The organism is Kluyvera sp., from assembly GCF_965301105.1.
This window is the reverse complement of sequence record NZ_CBDKZX010000018.1, coordinates 43,311-60,653: the sequence shown is the minus strand read 5'-3', so window position 1 is coordinate 60,653 and position 17,343 is coordinate 43,311. Positions and strand designations below refer to the sequence as shown.

The 17,343-nt window shown below is 55.4% G+C and carries 16 protein-coding genes; 10 read left to right on the top strand and 6 right to left on the bottom strand.

The genetic code is table 11. The features are described from left to right. The 3 genes from znuA to lpxM form a co-directional block, all read left to right on the top strand. Nucleotides 1-491: zinc ABC transporter substrate-binding protein ZnuA (znuA, locus tag ACW14G_RS09595; protein ID WP_455648569.1), on the top strand; the 491-nt coding region annotated here is incomplete at its 5' end. Between the two features lie 12 nt (nt 492-503). Beyond that, the gene (gene mepM, locus ACW14G_RS09590; protein ID WP_163447977.1) at nt 504-1,826 is read left to right on the top strand and encodes a murein DD-endopeptidase MepM; all 1,323 of its coding nucleotides are present in this window, start codon (nt 504-506) and stop codon (nt 1,824-1,826) included. Nucleotides 1,827-1,957: 131 nt separating this feature from the next. Continuing rightward, nucleotides 1,958-2,935, top strand: a complete 978-nt coding sequence (lpxM, locus tag ACW14G_RS09585; protein WP_167575570.1) for a lauroyl-Kdo(2)-lipid IV(A) myristoyltransferase — start codon at nt 1,958-1,960, stop codon at nt 2,933-2,935. A 114-nt stretch (nt 2,936-3,049) separates the two neighbouring features. On the opposite strand, the gene pyk is transcribed toward lpxM, so the two are convergent. Both pyk and ACW14G_RS09575 read right to left on the bottom strand, forming a co-directional pair. Beyond that, nucleotides 3,050-4,492, bottom strand: coding sequence for a pyruvate kinase (gene pyk / locus ACW14G_RS09580; RefSeq protein ID WP_064544712.1), 1,443 nt, complete (start codon nt 4,490-4,492; stop codon nt 3,050-3,052). A gap of 110 nt (nt 4,493-4,602) precedes the next feature. Next, nucleotides 4,603-5,472, bottom strand: a complete 870-nt coding sequence (locus ACW14G_RS09575) for a MurR/RpiR family transcriptional regulator (RefSeq protein WP_064544714.1) — start codon at nt 5,470-5,472, stop codon at nt 4,603-4,605. A gap of 397 nt (nt 5,473-5,869) precedes the next feature. On the opposite strand from ACW14G_RS09575, the gene zwf reads away from it, so the two are divergent. The 3 genes from zwf to ACW14G_RS09560 all read left to right on the top strand — a co-directional run bounded on the left by zwf (nt 5,870) and on the right by ACW14G_RS09560 (nt 10,072). Then, the gene (gene zwf / locus ACW14G_RS09570) at nt 5,870-7,345 is read left to right on the top strand and encodes a glucose-6-phosphate dehydrogenase (protein WP_064544716.1); all 1,476 of its coding nucleotides are present in this window, start codon (nt 5,870-5,872) and stop codon (nt 7,343-7,345) included. Nucleotides 7,346-7,579: 234 nt separating this feature from the next. Continuing rightward, on the top strand, nt 7,580-9,391 hold the full coding sequence (gene edd / locus ACW14G_RS09565) for a phosphogluconate dehydratase (protein WP_249023101.1): 1,812 nt from the start codon (nt 7,580-7,582) through the stop codon (nt 9,389-9,391). Nucleotides 9,392-9,430: 39 nt separating this feature from the next. Beyond that, complete coding sequence (locus ACW14G_RS09560) at nt 9,431-10,072, top strand: bifunctional 4-hydroxy-2-oxoglutarate aldolase/2-dehydro-3-deoxy-phosphogluconate aldolase (protein WP_064544721.1); 642 nt, start codon at nt 9,431-9,433, stop codon at nt 10,070-10,072. Between the two features lie 76 nt (nt 10,073-10,148). On the opposite strand, the gene purT is transcribed toward ACW14G_RS09560, so the two are convergent. Continuing rightward, the gene (gene purT / locus ACW14G_RS09555; protein ID WP_249023102.1) at nt 10,149-11,327 is read right to left on the bottom strand and encodes a formate-dependent phosphoribosylglycinamide formyltransferase; all 1,179 of its coding nucleotides are present in this window, start codon (nt 11,325-11,327) and stop codon (nt 10,149-10,151) included. Between the two features lie 183 nt (nt 11,328-11,510). On the opposite strand from purT, the gene ACW14G_RS09550 reads away from it, so the two are divergent. Both ACW14G_RS09550 and ptrB read left to right on the top strand, forming a co-directional pair. Then, nucleotides 11,511-12,152, top strand: coding sequence for a tellurite resistance TerB family protein (locus ACW14G_RS09550; RefSeq protein ID WP_163447981.1), 642 nt, complete (start codon nt 11,511-11,513; stop codon nt 12,150-12,152). 83 nt (nt 12,153-12,235) lie between these two features. Beyond that, a complete protein-coding gene (gene ptrB, locus ACW14G_RS09545) occupies nt 12,236-14,287 on the top strand; it encodes an oligopeptidase B (protein ID WP_249023103.1) in 2,052 nt (683 codons plus the stop codon). Here the strand turns inward: ptrB and exoX are convergent, their stop codons facing one another. From exoX to ACW14G_RS09530, 3 genes are all read right to left on the bottom strand, one after another. Then, a complete protein-coding gene (exoX, locus tag ACW14G_RS09540) occupies nt 14,288-14,947 on the bottom strand; it encodes an exodeoxyribonuclease X (protein WP_163447983.1) in 660 nt (219 codons plus the stop codon). A 22-nt stretch (nt 14,948-14,969) separates the two neighbouring features. Next, on the bottom strand, nt 14,970-15,638 hold the full coding sequence (locus ACW14G_RS09535; RefSeq protein ID WP_163447984.1) for a carbon-nitrogen hydrolase family protein: 669 nt from the start codon (nt 15,636-15,638) through the stop codon (nt 14,970-14,972). A gap of 88 nt (nt 15,639-15,726) precedes the next feature. Beyond that, nucleotides 15,727-15,957 carry a DNA polymerase III subunit theta gene (locus ACW14G_RS09530; protein WP_064544733.1) on the bottom strand — a complete coding sequence of 77 codons (231 nt, stop codon included), beginning with the start codon at nt 15,955-15,957 and terminating at the stop codon, nt 15,727-15,729. Nucleotides 15,958-16,094: 137 nt separating this feature from the next. Here ACW14G_RS09530 and yobA point away from each other — a divergent pair, with 137 nt between their 5' ends. Further along, on the top strand, nt 16,095-16,469 hold the full coding sequence (yobA, locus tag ACW14G_RS09525) for a CopC domain-containing protein YobA (protein WP_167575576.1): 375 nt from the start codon (nt 16,095-16,097) through the stop codon (nt 16,467-16,469). 2 nt (nt 16,470-16,471) lie between these two features. After that, on the top strand, nt 16,472-17,341 hold the full coding sequence (copD, locus tag ACW14G_RS09520) for a copper homeostasis membrane protein CopD (protein WP_249023104.1): 870 nt from the start codon (nt 16,472-16,474) through the stop codon (nt 17,339-17,341). Nucleotides 17,342-17,343: the final 2 nt, after the last annotated feature.

The following is a 17,343-nucleotide window of genomic DNA, read 5'->3' as shown; positions in this document are numbered from 1 at the left end:
AGATAGCGCGGCTTTCGGCGGTTGCAATCCATGACAAATTAGTGGAACTTATGCCCCAGAGTCGAGCCCGGCTTGACGCCAACCTGAAAGATTTTGAAGCCAATCTGGCTGCAACCGACAAGCAGGTGGCGAATGAGCTGGCGCCGGTGAAAGGAAAGGGGTATTTCGTTTTTCATGATGCCTATGGTTACTACGAAAAACACTACGGTTTGACGCCGCTTGGGCACTTCACCGTCAACCCTGAGATTCAACCCGGTGCGCAGCGTTTACATCAAATAAGAACACAGTTGGTTGAGCAAAAAGCAACCTGCGTTTTTGCTGAGCCACAATTCAGGCCCGCTGTCGTTGAATCTGTCGCGCGGGGTACCAACGTTCGCATGGGAACGCTGGACCCACTTGGCACGAATATACAGCTGAGCAAAGAAAGCTATCCGGCGTTTCTGACTCAACTGGCGACCCAGTATGCGAGCTGCCTGAAAGGAGATAAGTAAGGAAGTGAATACGTGCAGCAGATAGCCCGCTCTGTCGCTCTGGCATTTAACAATTTGCCGCGGCCCCACCGCGTTATGCTGGGGTCACTCACCGTTCTCACGTTGGCCGTCGCCGTATGGCGGCCATACGTTTACCATCCAACCTCTTCATCACCCGTTACCCGGACGATTGAGCTGGAGAAAAAAGAAATTCGTTCTCTGTTGCCGGAGGCCAGTGAACCGATTGACCAGGCCGCTCAGGAAGATGAAGCCATCCCGCAGGACGAACTGGACGACAAAGTCGATAACGAAACGGGCGTGCATGAATATGTGGTATCCACGGGCGATACCCTGAGCAGCATCCTGAATCAGTACGGTATTGATATGGGAAATATCAGCCAGCTTGCCGCTTCTGATAAAGACCTGAAAAACATGAAGGTGGGCCAGCAGCTCTCCTGGACATTGAACGATGATGGCGATCTCCAGCGTTTAACCTGGGAAATGTCGCGTCGTGAAACCCGTACCTACGATCGCGTTGCAAACGGTTTCAAAATGAGCAGCGAGATGCAGCAGGGCGACTGGGTTAACAGCCTGATTAAAGGTACCGTTGGCGGCAGCTTTGTCTCCAGCGCAACCAGCGCCGGGTTAACCAGCGCGGAAGTTAGCGCGGTAATTAAAGCGATGCAGTGGCAGATGGACTTCCGTAAGCTGAAAAAAGGCGATGAGTTCTCGGTGCTGATGTCGCGCGAAATGCTCGATGGCAAGCGTGAGCAGAGCCAACTGCTTGGCGTACGTTTACGTTCTGATGGTAAAGATTACTACGCGATCCGCGCGGAAGACGGTAAGTTCTACGACCGTAACGGCACCGGGCTGGCGAAGGGCTTTCTGCGCTTCCCAACCTCGCGTCAGTTCCGCGTATCGTCTAACTTTAATCCACGTCGCCTGAATCCGGTGACCGGGCGTGTCGCGCCGCACCGTGGCGTTGACTTCGCGATGCCGCAAGGGACGCCGGTTCTCGCGGTGGGCGACGGTGAAGTTGTTGTCGCCAAGCGTAGCGGCGCTGCCGGGTATTACGTTGCACTGCGTCATGGCCGTACCTACACCACGCGCTATATGCACCTGCGTAAGCTGTTGGTGAAACCGGGTCAGAAGGTGAAACGTGGCGATCGTATTGCGTTATCGGGCAATACAGGGCGTTCAACCGGCCCGCACCTGCACTATGAAGTGTGGATCAACCAGCAGGCGGTGAACCCGCTGACGGCGAAACTGCCGCGTACCGAAGGGTTGACCGGTTCTGACCGCACCGATTATCTGGCGCAGGTGAAACAGGTTCTGCCGCAGCTGCGTTTTGACTAGTTTCGTCTAAGAAGTAAACGTTCAGAGCCGACGCCCACAGGGTGTCGGCTTTTTCTTTTGTGCGAAGCACCTCACCTCGCTAAACTATCTGATTATCCACACCGACCTGATGATGCGACCCTGGAACAGGCATGGAAACGAAAAAAAATAACAGTGAATACATTCCCGAGTTTGAGAAATCTTTCCGTCACCCGCAGTACTGGGGGGCATGGTTAGGCGTGCTGGCATTTGCAGGGATTGCCTACGTTCCCGCAAAAATCCGCGACCCTATCCTGGGAAAACTGGGTCGTCTGGCGGGGCGATTTGGCCGCAGCGCTCGGCGTCGCGCGCAAATCAATCTTCTGTACTGCTTCCCGGAAAAAAGCGAAGACGAGCGCGAAGCGATTATCGATGAGATGTTCGCTACCGCGCCGCAGGCGATGGTAATGATGGCCGAGCTGGCGTTGAAGGGGCCGGAAAAAATTCTGCCGCGTCTCGACTGGCAGGGGCAAGAGATTATTGACGAAATGCGCCGCAACGGTGAAAACGTTATCTTCCTGGTCCCGCACGGTTGGGGGGTCGATATCCCGGCGATGGTGATGGCTTCGCAGGGCCAGAAAATGGCTGCGATGTTCCACAACCAGGGCAACAAGGTGTTCGACTATGTGTGGAATACCGTGCGTCGTCGCTTTGGCGGCCGCCTGCATGCGCGTAATGATGGCATTAAACCTTTTATTCAATCAGTGCGTCAGGGGTATTGGGGCTACTATCTGCCCGATCAGGATCACGGCCCGGAGCACAGCGAGTTTGTCGATTTCTTTGCAACCTACAAAGCCACGCTGCCGGCGATAGGGCGACTGATGAAAGTGTGCCGTGCGCGCGTGGTGCCGTTGTTCCCGGTTTATAACGGTGAAACGCATCGTTTGACGATTCTGGTGCGCCCACCGATGGACGACCTGCTGGAAGCGGATGACAACACCATAGCCCGCCGCATGAATGAAGAAGTGGAGATCTTTGTGGGTCCGCATGCCGAGCAGTATACGTGGATTCTGAAGCTACTGAAGACGCGCAAGCCTGGTGAGATCGAGCCGTATCAGCGTAAAGAACTCTACCCAAAGAAAAAGAAATAGCTTAAAGCCTGGGCGAGCAAAGCGACGTCGGGATGACTCCAGACCGTTCACGCCCTGTTCTGAGTGCAAAAAAAACCGGACATCGTCCGGTTTTTTACATCAATAACGTGAGTGTTACTCGACGGTCAGAATGCGCGTGGTGTTGGTTGAACCCACGGTGCTCATTACGTCACCCTGGGTGACAATCACCAGGTCACCGGACATCAGGTAGCCTTTATCACGCAGCAGGTTCACCGCATCGTGGGCTGCCGCAACGCCGTCGCAGGCGCTGTCGAAGAACACCGGCGTGACGCCACGGTACAGTGCGGTCAGGTTCAGCGTACGTTCATGGCGAGACATGGCGAAAATCGGCAGACCGGAGGTAATGCGTGAGGTCATCAGCGCGGTACGGCCGGATTCGGTCATGGTGATGATCGCGGTAATGCCTTTCAGGTGGTTGGCCGCGTACATTGCCGACATGGCGATCGCTTCTTCGACGTTGTCGAACTGCACATCCAGACGGTGTTTAGACACGTTGATGCTTGGGATCTTTTCTGCGCCCAGGCACACGCGCGCCATGGCCGCAACGGTTTCGGATGGATACTGGCCAGCCGCGGTTTCCGCAGACAGCATCACCGCATCGGTACCATCCAGTACGGCGTTCGCCACGTCCATGACTTCCGCACGGGTCGGCATCGGGTTGGTGATCATCGATTCCATCATCTGGGTTGCGGTAATGACCGCACGGTTCAGCTGACGCGCGCGACGAATCAGCGCTTTCTGAATACCGACCAGCTCCGGGTCGCCAATTTCGACACCGAGGTCGCCGCGGGCAACCATCACCACGTCGGAGGCGAGAATGATATCGTCCATCGCATCCTGGCTGCAGACGGCTTCCGCACGTTCAACTTTGGAGACGATTTTCGCATCGCAACCGGCTTCGCGGGCCAGACGGCGAGCGTAGTTCAGATCTTCGCCGCAGCGCGGGAAGGAGACGGCCAGATAGTCGACGCCGATTTTGGCGGCGGTCAGAATGTCGGCCTTGTCTTTTTCGGTCAGCGCTTCAGCGGACAGGCCGCCGCCTAATTTGTTGATGCCTTTATTGTTGGACAGTGGTCCGCCGACGGTCACTTCGGTGAACACCTTCATGCCCTGAACTTCCAGCACTTTTAACTGCACGCGGCCATCATCCAGCAGCAGGATGTCGCCCGGTACCACATCGGCAGGCAGACCTTTATAGTCGATACCCACTTTCTCTTTGTCGCCTTCACCTTTACCCAGGTTGGCGTCCAGCAGGAATTTGTCGCCAATATTCAGGAAAACTTTGCCTTCTTTGAAGGTCGATACGCGGATTTTTGGTCCTTGCAGATCGCCAAGGATAGCTACATGGCGCCCCAGTTTTGCTGCAATTTCGCGTACTTTGTCGGCACGTAACTGATGATCTTCTGGCGTACCGTGAGAGAAATTCATACGTACGACGTTAGCGCCGGCGGAAATTACCTTCTCGAGGTTATTATCGCGGTCGGTTGCTGGGCCTAACGTGGTGACGATCTTGGTTCTGCGAAGCCTTCTGGACATGTAATACTCCGTTGACTAATACAACTCAGGTGTTGCGTGAACAGGAATTCGGCAATATGCCAATAACGGGTTACCGAATGCTTAAATAGGTTACACTTTTTTTATCGCTTTTAGTGATTATCGCTGTGTGTCGATAGCTCTTTATCAAAGCGCGATTCCTTCAACGCTTCTTTGACTCGCTTCAAGTTATCCCTGAATTTCGCCCCGCGGCGCAAGGTAAAGCCGGTGGCCAGGACATCGATCACGGTCAACTGCGCCAAACGTGACACCATCGGCATGTAGATATCGGTATCTTCAGGGACGTCCAGCGTGATGGCGAGCGTGGCCTCGCGGGCCAGCGGCGTACCGGCGGAGGTGATGGCGATGACCATCGCGTCATTTTCCCTCGCCACCTGGGCGACCTCGACCAGGCTTTTCGTTCGCCCGGTATGGGAAATCAGCACCACGACGTCGTCGTCGCTGCAATTCATACAGCTCATTCGTTGCAAAACGATGTCATCGGAATAGATGACAGGGACGTTAAAGCGAAAAAATTTGTTCATGGCGTCGTGCGCCACGGCGGCAGAAGACCCCAGACCAAAGAAGGCGATTTTTTTTGCCTGGGTCAGCAGATCTACCGCGCGATTCACCGCCGACATATCGAGCGATTGCCGCACGTGAGCAAGGCTCGCCATCGCCGATTCGAATATTTTGGCCGTATAGGCTTCAACGCTGTCATCTTCGTCCACATTACGATTAACATACGGTGTACCGTTAGCCAGACTTTGGGCAAGATGCAGTTTAAAATCAGGAAAGCCTCGGGTTTCCAGACTGCGGCAGAAGCGGTTAACGGTCGGTTCACTGACCTCAGCTTCAAGGGCGAGTGCGGCAATGCTTGAATGAATTGCCTGTTCAGGGGCCGCCAGAATCACTTCTGCGACTTTTCGCTCGGATTTGCTAAGGTTTTCCAGTTGGGACTGGATTCTTTCCAGCATGTTCATCGTGACAAGGCGCTCATAGATTGAAACGATTCCATTAATGGGTGAAATCTGCAGGCGTTTTAGCAAGAATATACGCTTGAAGCGGGATGAAAAGTGAATAGGAACAGCAAAATATGTTGTTTTTTTTCATTACATGATCGGTGTCGTATTTTAACTGACACCTTTCGGGCGAAAGAACGAACAAAACTGGCCAATTGCCCTGACTATACGGCGATGATGGTTCCGAATTGTGCGATCGAAGGCGGTCAAAGCCGTTAAAGGGTTTCGGCAATTTCGTAAACACAGTACAGTGCACCGTAAGAAAATTACAACGATATCCGTCGTTTTCATGAAAACCTGAACGGCGACGGGTAGATAGCCTGGCATAGAACCGGGATTATAAACTGAGGAGAATGACATGGCGGTAACGCAAACGGCCCAGGCATGCGATCTGGTCATTTTCGGCGCGAAGGGAGACCTGGCCCGCCGAAAACTGCTGCCTTCCCTGTATCAACTGGAAAAAGCCGGCCAGATTAATCCGGACACCCGCATTATCGGCGTAGGCCGTGCAGACTGGGATAAAGCGGCATACACCAAAGTTGTCCGCGAAGCGCTTGAAACCTTCATGAAAGAGAAGATTGATGAAGGTTTGTGGAATACCCTCAGCGCGCGTCTTGATTTCTGCAATCTTGATGTGAATGATGCGCCGGCGTTTTCGCGTCTTGGCGAGATGCTTGATCAAAAAAATCGCATCACCATTAACTATTTCGCGATGCCGCCTAGCACCTTTGGCGCCATCTGCCGCGGTCTGGGCGAAGCGAAGCTGAACGCCAAACCGGCGCGCGTCGTCATGGAAAAACCGCTGGGCACCTCGCTGGAAACCTCCCGCGAGATTAACGACCAGGTGGGTGAATACTTCGAAGAATGCCAGGTTTACCGTATCGACCACTATCTGGGTAAAGAAACGGTACTCAACCTGCTGGCGCTACGCTTTGCCAACTCCCTGTTTGTGAACAACTGGGATAACCGCACTATCGATCACGTGGAAATTACCGTGGCCGAAGAGGTCGGTATTGAAGGTCGTTGGGGGTACTTCGACCAGGCCGGTCAAATGCGCGACATGATCCAGAACCACCTGTTACAGGTTCTGTGCATGATTGCCATGGCGCCTCCTTCAGATTTAAGTGCTGACAGCATCCGCGATGAGAAAGTGAAAGTCCTGAAGTCTTTGCGTCGCATTGACCATACCAACGTGCGTGAAAAAACCGTCCGTGGACAATACACCGCTGGTTTTGCGCAAGGGCAGAAGGTGCCGGGCTACCTTGAAGAAGAGGGCGCGAACAAATCCAGCAACACCGAAACCTTCGTTTCCATTCGTGTGGACATTGATAACTGGCGCTGGTCGGGGGTGCCGTTCTACCTGCGCACCGGTAAACGTCTGCCGACCAAATGTTCAGAAGTGGTTGTGTACTTCAAAAACCCAGAGCTGAATCTGTTCAAAGAAACCTGGCCCGAGCTGCCGCAGAACAAGCTGACTATTCGTCTGCAGCCGGATGAAGGCGTGGATATTCAGATTCTTAACAAGGTTCCTGGTCTGGAGCACAAGCATAACCTGCAGGTGACCAAGCTGGATCTGAGCTACTCCGAGACCTTCAATCAGACGCATCTGGCCGATGCCTACGAACGTCTGCTGCTGGAAACCATGCGCGGCATCCAGGCGCTGTTCGTACGCCGCGATGAAGTGGAAGAAGCATGGAAGTGGGTCGATTCCATTACCGAAGCCTGGGCTAGCGATAAAGACGCGCCGAAACCGTATCAGGCGGGAACCTGGGGACCGGTGGCATCCGTCGCCATGATTACTCGCGATGGCCGTTCCTGGAATGAGTTTGAGTAAGGCCAGACGGTAATCCAGAAGTGTTATTTTACCGGTAACATGATCTAACACAGCAAGTAGTGCTATTTTTGCGCATTTAAGCCCCGGGAGGATTCACCCCCGGGGCTTTTTTTATTACACTGCGAGTAGACCTTTGCCTCTGAGCTGCGCTATACGGGCATTTATTCATTCGTCAGACCTATGTAAACACCGTCGTGAGCCGCAGCCTGGACAGAAAAAATTTAAGGAGCCTTTATGAACTCTGCAATGTTACGGGTAACAAATCGCATTATTGAACGCTCTCGCGATACGCGCGCGGCTTATCTGGCACGTATCGAACAAGCCAAAACTGAAACGGTTCACCGCTCTCAGCTCGCTTGTGGCAACCTGGCGCACGGTTTTGCCGCCTGTCAGCCAGACGATAAAGCGTCGCTGAAAAGCATGTTGCGTAACAATATCGCGATCATCACCTCCTATAACGACATGCTTTCTGCCCACCAGCCTTACGAACACTACCCGGACGTGATCCGCAAAGCGCTGCATAGCGTGAATGCGGTGGGGCAGGTTGCAGGCGGCGTGCCGGCGATGTGCGACGGGGTGACGCAGGGTCAGGACGGGATGGAGCTTTCGCTGCTGAGCCGCGAAGTGATTGCCATGTCCGCTGCGGTGGGTCTGTCTCATAACATGTTTGACGGCGCGCTGTACCTTGGCGTGTGCGACAAAATCGTCCCAGGGCTGGCGATGGCTGCGCTGTCATTCGGCCACTTACCGTCTGTCTTCATTCCGTCAGGCCCCATGGCCAGCGGCCTGCCGAACAAAGAAAAAGTACGCATCCGCCAGCTGTACGCGGAAGGGAAGGTTGACCGTAACGCGCTGCTGGAGTCCGAAGCCGCGTCCTACCACGCGCCGGGTACCTGCACCTTCTACGGCACCGCCAACACCAACCAGATGGTGATTGAATTTATGGGGATGCAGCTGCCGGGTTCTTCCTTTGTTCACCCGGATGCGCCGCTGCGCGCCGAACTGACCGCCGCTGCGGCACGTCAGGTGACCCGCATGACCGGCAACGGTAATGAATGGATGCCGTTGGGCAAAATGATTGACGAAAAAGTGGTGGTCAACGGTATCGTGGCGCTGTTGGCGACCGGCGGTTCGACCAACCACACCATGCACCTGGTGGCGATGGCGCGCGCGGCGGGCATTATCATTAACTGGGATGATTTCTCCGACTTGTCAGAAGTGGTACCGCTGATGGCGCGTCTGTATCCGAACGGCCCGGCCGATATCAACCACTTCCAGGCAGCGGGCGGCGTGCCGGTGCTGGTGCGCGAGCTGCTGAAAGGCGGGCTGCTGCACGAAGACGTGAACACCGTCGCCGGTTTTGGCCTGTCTCACTACACCATGGAACCGTGGCTGAACGAAGGCAAGCTGGACTGGCGTGAAGGCGCCACCGCGTCACTGGATGACAACGTCATTGCTACCTTCGATAAACCGTTCTCAAAACACGGCGGCACTAAAGTGCTGAGCGGCAACCTTGGCCGTGCGGTGATGAAAACCTCCGCGGTGCCGGTTGAAAACCAGGTGATTGAAGCGCCTGCCGTAGTTTTTGAAAGCCAGCATGATGTTCTGCCAGCCTTTGAAGCGGGCCTGTTGGACAAAGATTGCGTCGTGGTTGTGCGCCATCAAGGGCCAAAAGCGAACGGGATGCCAGAATTACATAAACTTATGCCGCCACTTGGTGTATTATTGGACCGCTGTTTCAAAATTGCGTTGGTCACTGATGGACGACTGTCCGGTGCATCCGGTAAAGTACCGTCAGCGATTCACGTAACGCCTGAAGCCTATGACGGTGGCCTGCTGGCAAAAGTACGCGATGGCGACATGATCCGCGTGAATGGCCAGACCGGCGAGCTAACGCTGCTGGTTGATGACGCTGAACTGGCCGCACGCCAACCGCATATTCCCGATCTGAGCGCTTCGCGCGTGGGGACAGGCCGTGAACTGTTTGGCGCATTACGGGAAAAACTGTCCGGTGCGGAACAGGGCGCAACCTGTATTACCTTTTAAGATGACACGTTTTGTAGATCTGGCGAGAGAATATTTCTGATGAAAAACTGGAAAACAACGGCTGAAGCAATCCTGACCACTGGCCCGGTAGTCCCGGTAATCGTGGTTAACAAGCTTGAGCACGCAGTACCGATGGCAAAAGCGCTGGTTGCCGGTGGCGTTCGCGTACTGGAAGTGACGCTGCGTACCGACTGCGCGATGGACGCTATCCGCGCCATTGCGAAAGAAGTTCCGGATGCTATCGTTGGCGCGGGTACCGTGACTAACGCACAGCAGCTGAAAGAAGTGACCGACGCTGGCGCGCAGTTTGCTATCAGCCCGGGCCTGACCGACGAACTGCTGAAAGCGGCTACCGCAGGCACTATCCCGCTGATCCCGGGTATTAGCTCTGTTTCTGAACTGATGCTGGGTATGCAGCACGGCCTGAAAGAGTTCAAATTTTTCCCGGCTGAAGCGAACGGTGGCGTGAAAGCGCTGCAGGCGATTGCAGGTCCGTTCTCTCACATCCGTTTCTGCCCGACTGGCGGTATCTCTCCGGCTAACTACCGTGACTACCTGGCGCTGAAGAGCGTGCTGTGCATTGGCGGTTCCTGGCTGGTTCCGGCAGACGCGCTGGAAGCTGGCGACTACGATCGTATCACCAAGCTGGCTCGCGAAGCGGTTGAAGGCGCGAAGCTGTAAGGTGTCTGCTGTACCCGGTCTGATGATCGGGTAAGCAAAAGAAGGGCGGGTATGCGTGAGCAACCCGCCTTTTTTCTTATCCCTGAATAACGACGGCTGCCGCAGCGATTTTGGCGCGTTCAACGGCATCTTCAACGCTATCGCCGGTGGCCAGCGCTACCCCCATGCGGCGTGAACCGGCGATATCCGGCTTACCGAACAGCCGCAGTTGCACACCCGCGCCGAGCGCATTCTGCACGTTATCAAAGGTCACGTTGTCACTGGTGAGCGTTGGCAGCAGCACGGCAGAAGCGGAAGGGCCATACTGGCGAATGGCGCCAACTGGCAAGCCAAGGAAAGCGCGCACATGCAGCGCGAACTCTGAAACGTCCTGCGAAATCAGCGTGACCATTCCGGTATCATGCGGGCGCGGCGAGACTTCGCTAAACACCACATCGTCGCCACAGACAAACAGCTCCACGCCAAACAGGCCGTAGCCGCCGAGTGCCAGCACCACCTCGCGCGCGATCGCCTGCGCGCGCTCCAGCGCCAGCGCGCTCATCTGCTGCGGTTGCCAGGACTCACGGTAGTCGCCATCTTCCTGACGGTGGCCGACTGGCGCGCAAAAGTGCACGCCGTCTACGGCGTTAACGGTCAATAGGGTAATTTCAAAATCAAAATTGACGACCCCTTCGACGATTACGCGCCCGGCACCGGCGCGGCCGCCTTCCTGCGCGTACTGCCACGCCTGAGCGAGCTGGTCTTCACGGCGAATAAAGGTCTGGCCCTTGCCGGATGAGCTCATCACCGGTTTCACGATGCACGGTAAGCCGATGTCGGCAACCGCCTGGCGAAACTGGGCTTCGCTATCGGCGAAGTGATAGGCTGAGGTTGGCAGCTTGAGGAGTTCGGCCGCCAGGCGGCGAATGCCTTCGCGGTTCATGGTCAGTTGGGTGGCCCGTGCGCAGGGCACGACGTGCTGACCCGCCTGCTCCAGTTCAATCAGCATATCGGTGGCGATAGCTTCAATCTCCGGCACGATATAGTGCGGTTTTTCCTGCTCAACCAGCGCTTTCAGCGCCGCGCCATCGAGCATGTTAATTACATAAGAACGATGCGCGACGTGCATCGCCGGGGCGTCGGCGTAGCGGTCAACGGCAATGGTTTCGATACCCAACCGCTGGCATTCGATCGCCACTTCCTTGCCTAACTCGCCGGAACCCAGAAGCATTACGCGCGTCGCAGCCGGACGCAGAGCTGTGCCTAATAACGTCATTTTACCTATTCCACCGTCTCACTAAAATTTGCCGCATTATAAACGAAAACGTTTGCGTGTGTCTCGTTGTCGGCAATCGGGCCGCGCTATCGCTGGATATTTGCGCATCTTTATGTGGAACAGACATATCCTGACATCAGCTCGCTTAGGCTGAGCATCTCACATATTTCTACTGGAGGTCGTATGTCAGGCTGGCTTAATCAACTGCAGTCTCTGCTGGGGCAAAAATCGGGTAGCGGTAAAAGCGACCTCAGCCAAATGCTGGTGCCCGGCGCATTAGGCGGCCTTGCTGGGCTACTATTGGCCAGTAAGTCGTCCCGCAAAATGCTGGCGAAGTACGGCACCGGCGCGTTGCTGGTGGGAGGCGGCGCGGTCGCTGGCAGCGTACTGTGGAACAAGTATAAAGATAAATTACGCGCAGACCCGCAAACCGCCAGCCAGTACGGTGAAGCGCCAGCGCCGCTGGATGTGCGTACCGAACGCTTGATTCTGGCGTTGGTCTTTGCGGCGAAGAGCGATGGACATATTGATGCCAAAGAGCAGCAGGCCATTGAACAACAGCTGCGTGAAGCCGGTATTGAAGAGCAGGGGCGTGCGATGATTGCGCGGGCGATGGAACAACCTCTCGACCCTCAGCGTCTGGCAAGAGATGTGCATAATGAAGAAGAGGCGCTGGAACTGTACTTCATCAGCTGTGCGGCGATCGATATCGATCATTTTATGGAGCGCAGCTATCTGAACGCGCTGGGCGAAGCGTTGAAACTGCCTCTGGAGGTCCGTGAGGGGATAGAACGCGATTTACAGCAGCAAAAACAGCAACTTTAATGCGTTTTATCACCGCTTTTGCTTGCATCATTGTTTAATTTGTCCACCCTTATAGGGTGTGACTAAAACAGAAGAATAACGAGATGCCGCCAAAAGCAAAACGGATCCCTCACGCCATGACCTTACATGGCGATACGCGCATTGATAACTACTACTGGCTGCGCGATGACACGCGCGCCAGGCCCGCGGTTATCGACTATTTACAGCAGGAAAACGCCTATGGCCGCCAGGTGATGTCATCCCAGCAAAGCCTACAGGATCGCGTGCTGAAAGAGATTGTTGACCGAATCCCGCCGCGAGAGGTTTCCGCCCCTTACATTAAAAATGGCTATCGCTATCGCCAGGTCTTTGAGCCGGGGCGTGAATATGCCCTTTATCAACGCCAGGCGCTGGGAGAAGAGTCGTGGTCGCTGCTGATTGATGAAAACAAGCGCGCGGCACACAGCGAATTCTATACCCTGGGAGGGCTAAACGTTGCTCCCGACAATAATCTGCTGGCGGTAACCGAGGATTTCCTCTCGCGCCGCCAGTACGGCCTGCGGATTCGTCATCTGGAAAATGAGACCTGGTTACCGGAGGTGATTGAAAATGTTTCGCCGGGCGTGGTGTGGGCCAATGATTCTCGCTCGCTCTATTACGTACGCCAGCACCCGACGACGCTACTGCCGTGGCAGGTGTGGCGTCATCAGATAGGGGAACCCGGTACCCAGGACGAGCTTATCTATGAAGAGCAGGATGACACGTTCTACGTCAGCCTGCATAAGACATCGTCACGCCAGTTCGTGGTGATTGCGCTGTCCAGCGCGACAACCAGCGAAATGCTGCTGGTGGATGCCGATACCCCGGACGCGAAACCGCAGACATTTTTAGCTCGCCGTAAAGATCATGAATACAGTCTTGATCACTACCAGGGACATTTTTATATTCGCTCAAACCGCGAAGGTAAAAACTTTGGCCTCTACCGGGGCGTAAACGGGGAAGAGGGCGAGTGGCAGACAATTATCGCCGCGCGCGATACGGTGATGCTGGAAGATTTCACGTTATTCCGCGACTGGCTGGTCGTGGAAGAGCGTCAGCGCGGATTAACCAGCTTGCGGCAGATTCACCGGCAAACTCATCAGGAGACGGCCATCGCCTTTGACGATCCGGCCTATGTCACCTGGATTGCCTATAACCCGGAACCGGAAACGGCCTGTTTGCGCTACGGCTACTCGTCGATGACCACGCCGGATACCTTGTTTGAGCTTGATATGGACAGCGGCGAGCGTCGCGTGCTCAAGCAGCAGGAGGTGAAAGGTTTCGACGCCAGTCGTTATCGCAGCGAACGCTTGTGGGTAACTGCGCGTGATGGCGCTGAGGTGCCGGTTTCGCTGGTCTATCGCCATGAGCATTTTCGTCGGGGTAAAAATCCGTTGCTGGTCTACGGCTATGGCTCTTACGGCGCCAGCATGGACGCCGATTTCAGCAGCAGTCGTCTGAGCCTGCTCGATCGCGGTTTCGTCTTTGCTATCGCTCACATTCGCGGTGGCGGCGAACTGGGGCAGCAGTGGTATGAAGACGGCAAATTCCTCAAAAAGCACAACACCTTTAACGACTATCTGGATGTCTGCGATGCGCTGCTGGCGAAGGGCTATGGCGCGCCGAATTTGTGCTATGGCATGGGCGGTAGCGCTGGCGGCATGCTGATGGGCACCGTTATCAACCAGCGACCCGAACTGTTCCACGGCGTAGTCGCTCAGGTACCGTTTGTGGATGTGCTGACCACGATGCTGGATGAGTCGATTCCGCTCACTACCGGCGAGTTTGAAGAGTGGGGCAATCCGCAGGATGAAACCTACTATCGCTATATGAAATCCTACAGCCCGTATGACAACGTACAGCCGCAGGTTTACCCGCACCTGTTGGTCACCAGCGGGTTGCATGACTCGCAGGTACAGTATTGGGAACCGGCAAAATGGGTGGCCAAACTACGCGAACTTAAGGTCGACGATAACCTGTTGCTACTGTGTACTGAGATGGATGCCGGGCACGGCGGTAAGTCCGGGCGCTATAAGAGCTATGAAGGGGTCGCGCTGGAGTATGCCTTCCTGATTGCCCTGGCGCAGGGAACCCTGCCAGGACAATCAGAGCGTTAGCTATTGGCCGAGATAGTGCTTCAACGTTAAACGCAGTTCCGGGCTCATGCGGTCGAGGTTGTTAAACAGCCAGCGCAGGTAGCCCGGATCGTTTTTTGCCACTTCCGCCACTTCCTGTCCGCGGTATTTACCGAAGGTAAAGGTGCGCAACAGCGCGGGTCGACCGGTGACGTCAACCATCTGTTCCGGCGTCCAGCCAGAGGTTTGGATGATGTCAATCAGCAGCGCGGCGGTGATGTAGCAGTCATACAGCGCGCGGTGGTGATGTAGCCCCGGCGGTGTGGCTACGTTCAGCTTGCGGGATTTGTATAACGCCATATTGCTGTACTTAATTCCCGGCCACAGGCGACGCGCCAGTTTCATGGTGCAAATCCACTCGCCATCCATCTCCGGCAACACGCGGCGGTCAAAGCTGGCGTTATGGGCGACATACCAGGGGCTTCCCTGGTAGAACGGCACGACGTCTTCAATCCATGGTTTATCGGCGACCATTTCTTCGGTAATCCGGTGGATCGCCATCGCCTGCGCGCTGATGGGGCGGTCGGGGCGAACCAGGTGACTCATCGGGTTGACGATTTGCCCGTCAATAACATCGACGGAGGCAATCTCCACGACGCCTCCTTGCAGGTCACAGGTTTCGGTATCAATAACGCGCAGCATGGCGAACTCCCGGCCAAAAGGACTAGCGTAATGGAATGATCTCGCCTTGCCAACCCTGAGCGCTTTTTCTGCCGGTGAGCAGCAATTCTCCGCTGTCGGCCCGAACGATCAACTGGCCATTCTCATCCCACAGCGCGCTGCCTCCGGAAAAGGTTCCGCTGGCGTAATTCGACTTCAATACCGCGATAGCGTACTTATGCGCAAACCGCTGCAGACGTTGGGTGATACGCTGCTGCTGTGGTTCCGCCATGCAGCTGACGGTCGCCAGCAGCGAGGCCTGAGGGGAAAGCTCACAACCTTCGTGGTTTAGCTCAAAGACGCTGACCTGATCCGATTCTGGCGCCAGGCAAGTACCGTGCCCCTGCTGTTGCTTAATCGGCGCGTCGGCATCGGGCGCGAAAATCACGATTCCCTTAATACGTTTGCCCGCGTTCTCCATTGGCAGCCCGGCAATGATGGTCATCCTGTGGCGCTGCGCGGCATCGCGCAGCGGTTGCAGCTGGCTATCACATGGCGGCGCGGGGAGCGTGTGCTCGTCGTTGGGGCCGGTAAGGGAGAGTTCAGGAAAAATGAGCACTTTACACGCCTGTTCGGCTGCGGCGTCAATAAAGCGCAAATGGTGGGTGATGTTATCTGCGATATCTCCCCTTCGGGGCGCATATTGCGCTGCAGCAATAGTCCATGTCAGCATCGTTGCGTCCTTCAACACGTTGTCAGCGAGTTTTATTCCGGACAATAGTAACAAGTCTGATGTAAGGAATTGTAACTAACAGTAATAATTATTTCTGTTTCGGTTCGTACGGCAGGCGGGAAAGGTTTACCGATGCTAAACGATGCGCAATGAGCCGCTCGCGAAACCAGTCGCGCAGGTGCGCTGGCTGTTCACGCTCGACGACTTCGGCTACAACCGGCATGTTATATCGCTCTTTGAAGGCAACGCCCGCTGCGGCAAGATCGACGTTAACTTTATCCATTTCCTGCTGAGGCAGGGCAGCCAGATTGGTTTGCATGGTTTTCTCCTTGGGAATACGCGCAAAAGTTACTAAGAGTCTCGCAAAATGGCAAGTCCGGAGGGCGCTCATCTCGACGTGAACATTATACAGCGTTATTCTTTGACTTATATTGATAACAAAAGGGAATGATGGAAATGAAATTCACCGCGCCTCGCACGCTCTGCGCCACACTGCTTCTTCTGAGTGCCTTCGGCTCCTCGCCCGTATGGGCTCACGCTCACCTGCAACAACAAACACCTGCCGCCAATGCTGAAATCACGTCGACGCCGCAAACGCTGACGCTTAATTTTTCTGAAGGTATTGAGGCTAACTTTAGCGGCGTTAAGCTGATCGGCCCGGAGCAACAGGTTGTTGACACAGGCAAGGCGACGCGCAGCGAAAATGACAAAACGCAGCTGATTGTTCCGTTATCCCAAACGCTGACGCCTGGTCTGTATACCGTTGAGTGGCACGTGGTGTCGGTTGACGGGCACAAAACGAAAGGTCAGTACCAGTTTAGCGTGAAGTAACCATGCTAGCGGCACTCTATATTGGTCTGCGATTTATTCATTTTGCCTCGCTGATGGTGGCCTTCGGCTGCACGCTTTACGCGGGCTGGTGGGCGCCATCTGAACTACGCCGACTGTTGATACAGCGTTTTTCCCAGCTGTTGCGTAGCTCGTTAGGGCTGAGTGTGCTGTCGGCTATGCTGATGCTGGTGGCGCAAGGTGGGCTAATGGGGGAGGGGTGGTCAGACACCTGGCGCCCGGAGGTCTGGCAGGCCGTACTGCATACGCAGTTTGGCAGCGTCTGGCTGTGGGAAATCGTGCTGGCGTGGGTGGCGCTGGGTATAGCGTGTGTACAGCCACGGCAGATGATGCGGCGACTTTTGCTTCTGTGCGTCGCGCAGTTTATTCTGCTGGCTGGCGTTGGCCATGCGGCGATGTATGAAGGCGCCGTCGGGGTGGCACAGCGCATTAATCACGCCGCGCATCTACTTTGCGCTGCGGCGTGGGCCGGCGGGCTGGTCCCCTTTTTGTACTGTTTGCGGTTGGCAAAAGGCCGCTGGCGCAAGCTCGCCATTACGACGATGATGTGTTACTCCCGTTATGGGCATCTTGCCGTGGCAGGTGCGGTAGCAACGGGGCTGGTCAATATCTGGATGATTCAGGGTGGTTTCACCGCCTCGACTCCGTACGGCGTTGCGCTGTGGGTGAAAGTGGGATTGGTCGCACTGATGATTATCATGGCGCTGTTTAACCGCTATTTACTGGTGCCGAGGATGACGGCGGCGAATGGATGGGCGCAGCGCGTCTTTTTACGTACCACGCAGGTGGAAATTGTTTTGGCGGCGCTGGTGCTGGCGTGCGTCAGCCTTTTTGCCACCTGGGAACCTTTTTAATT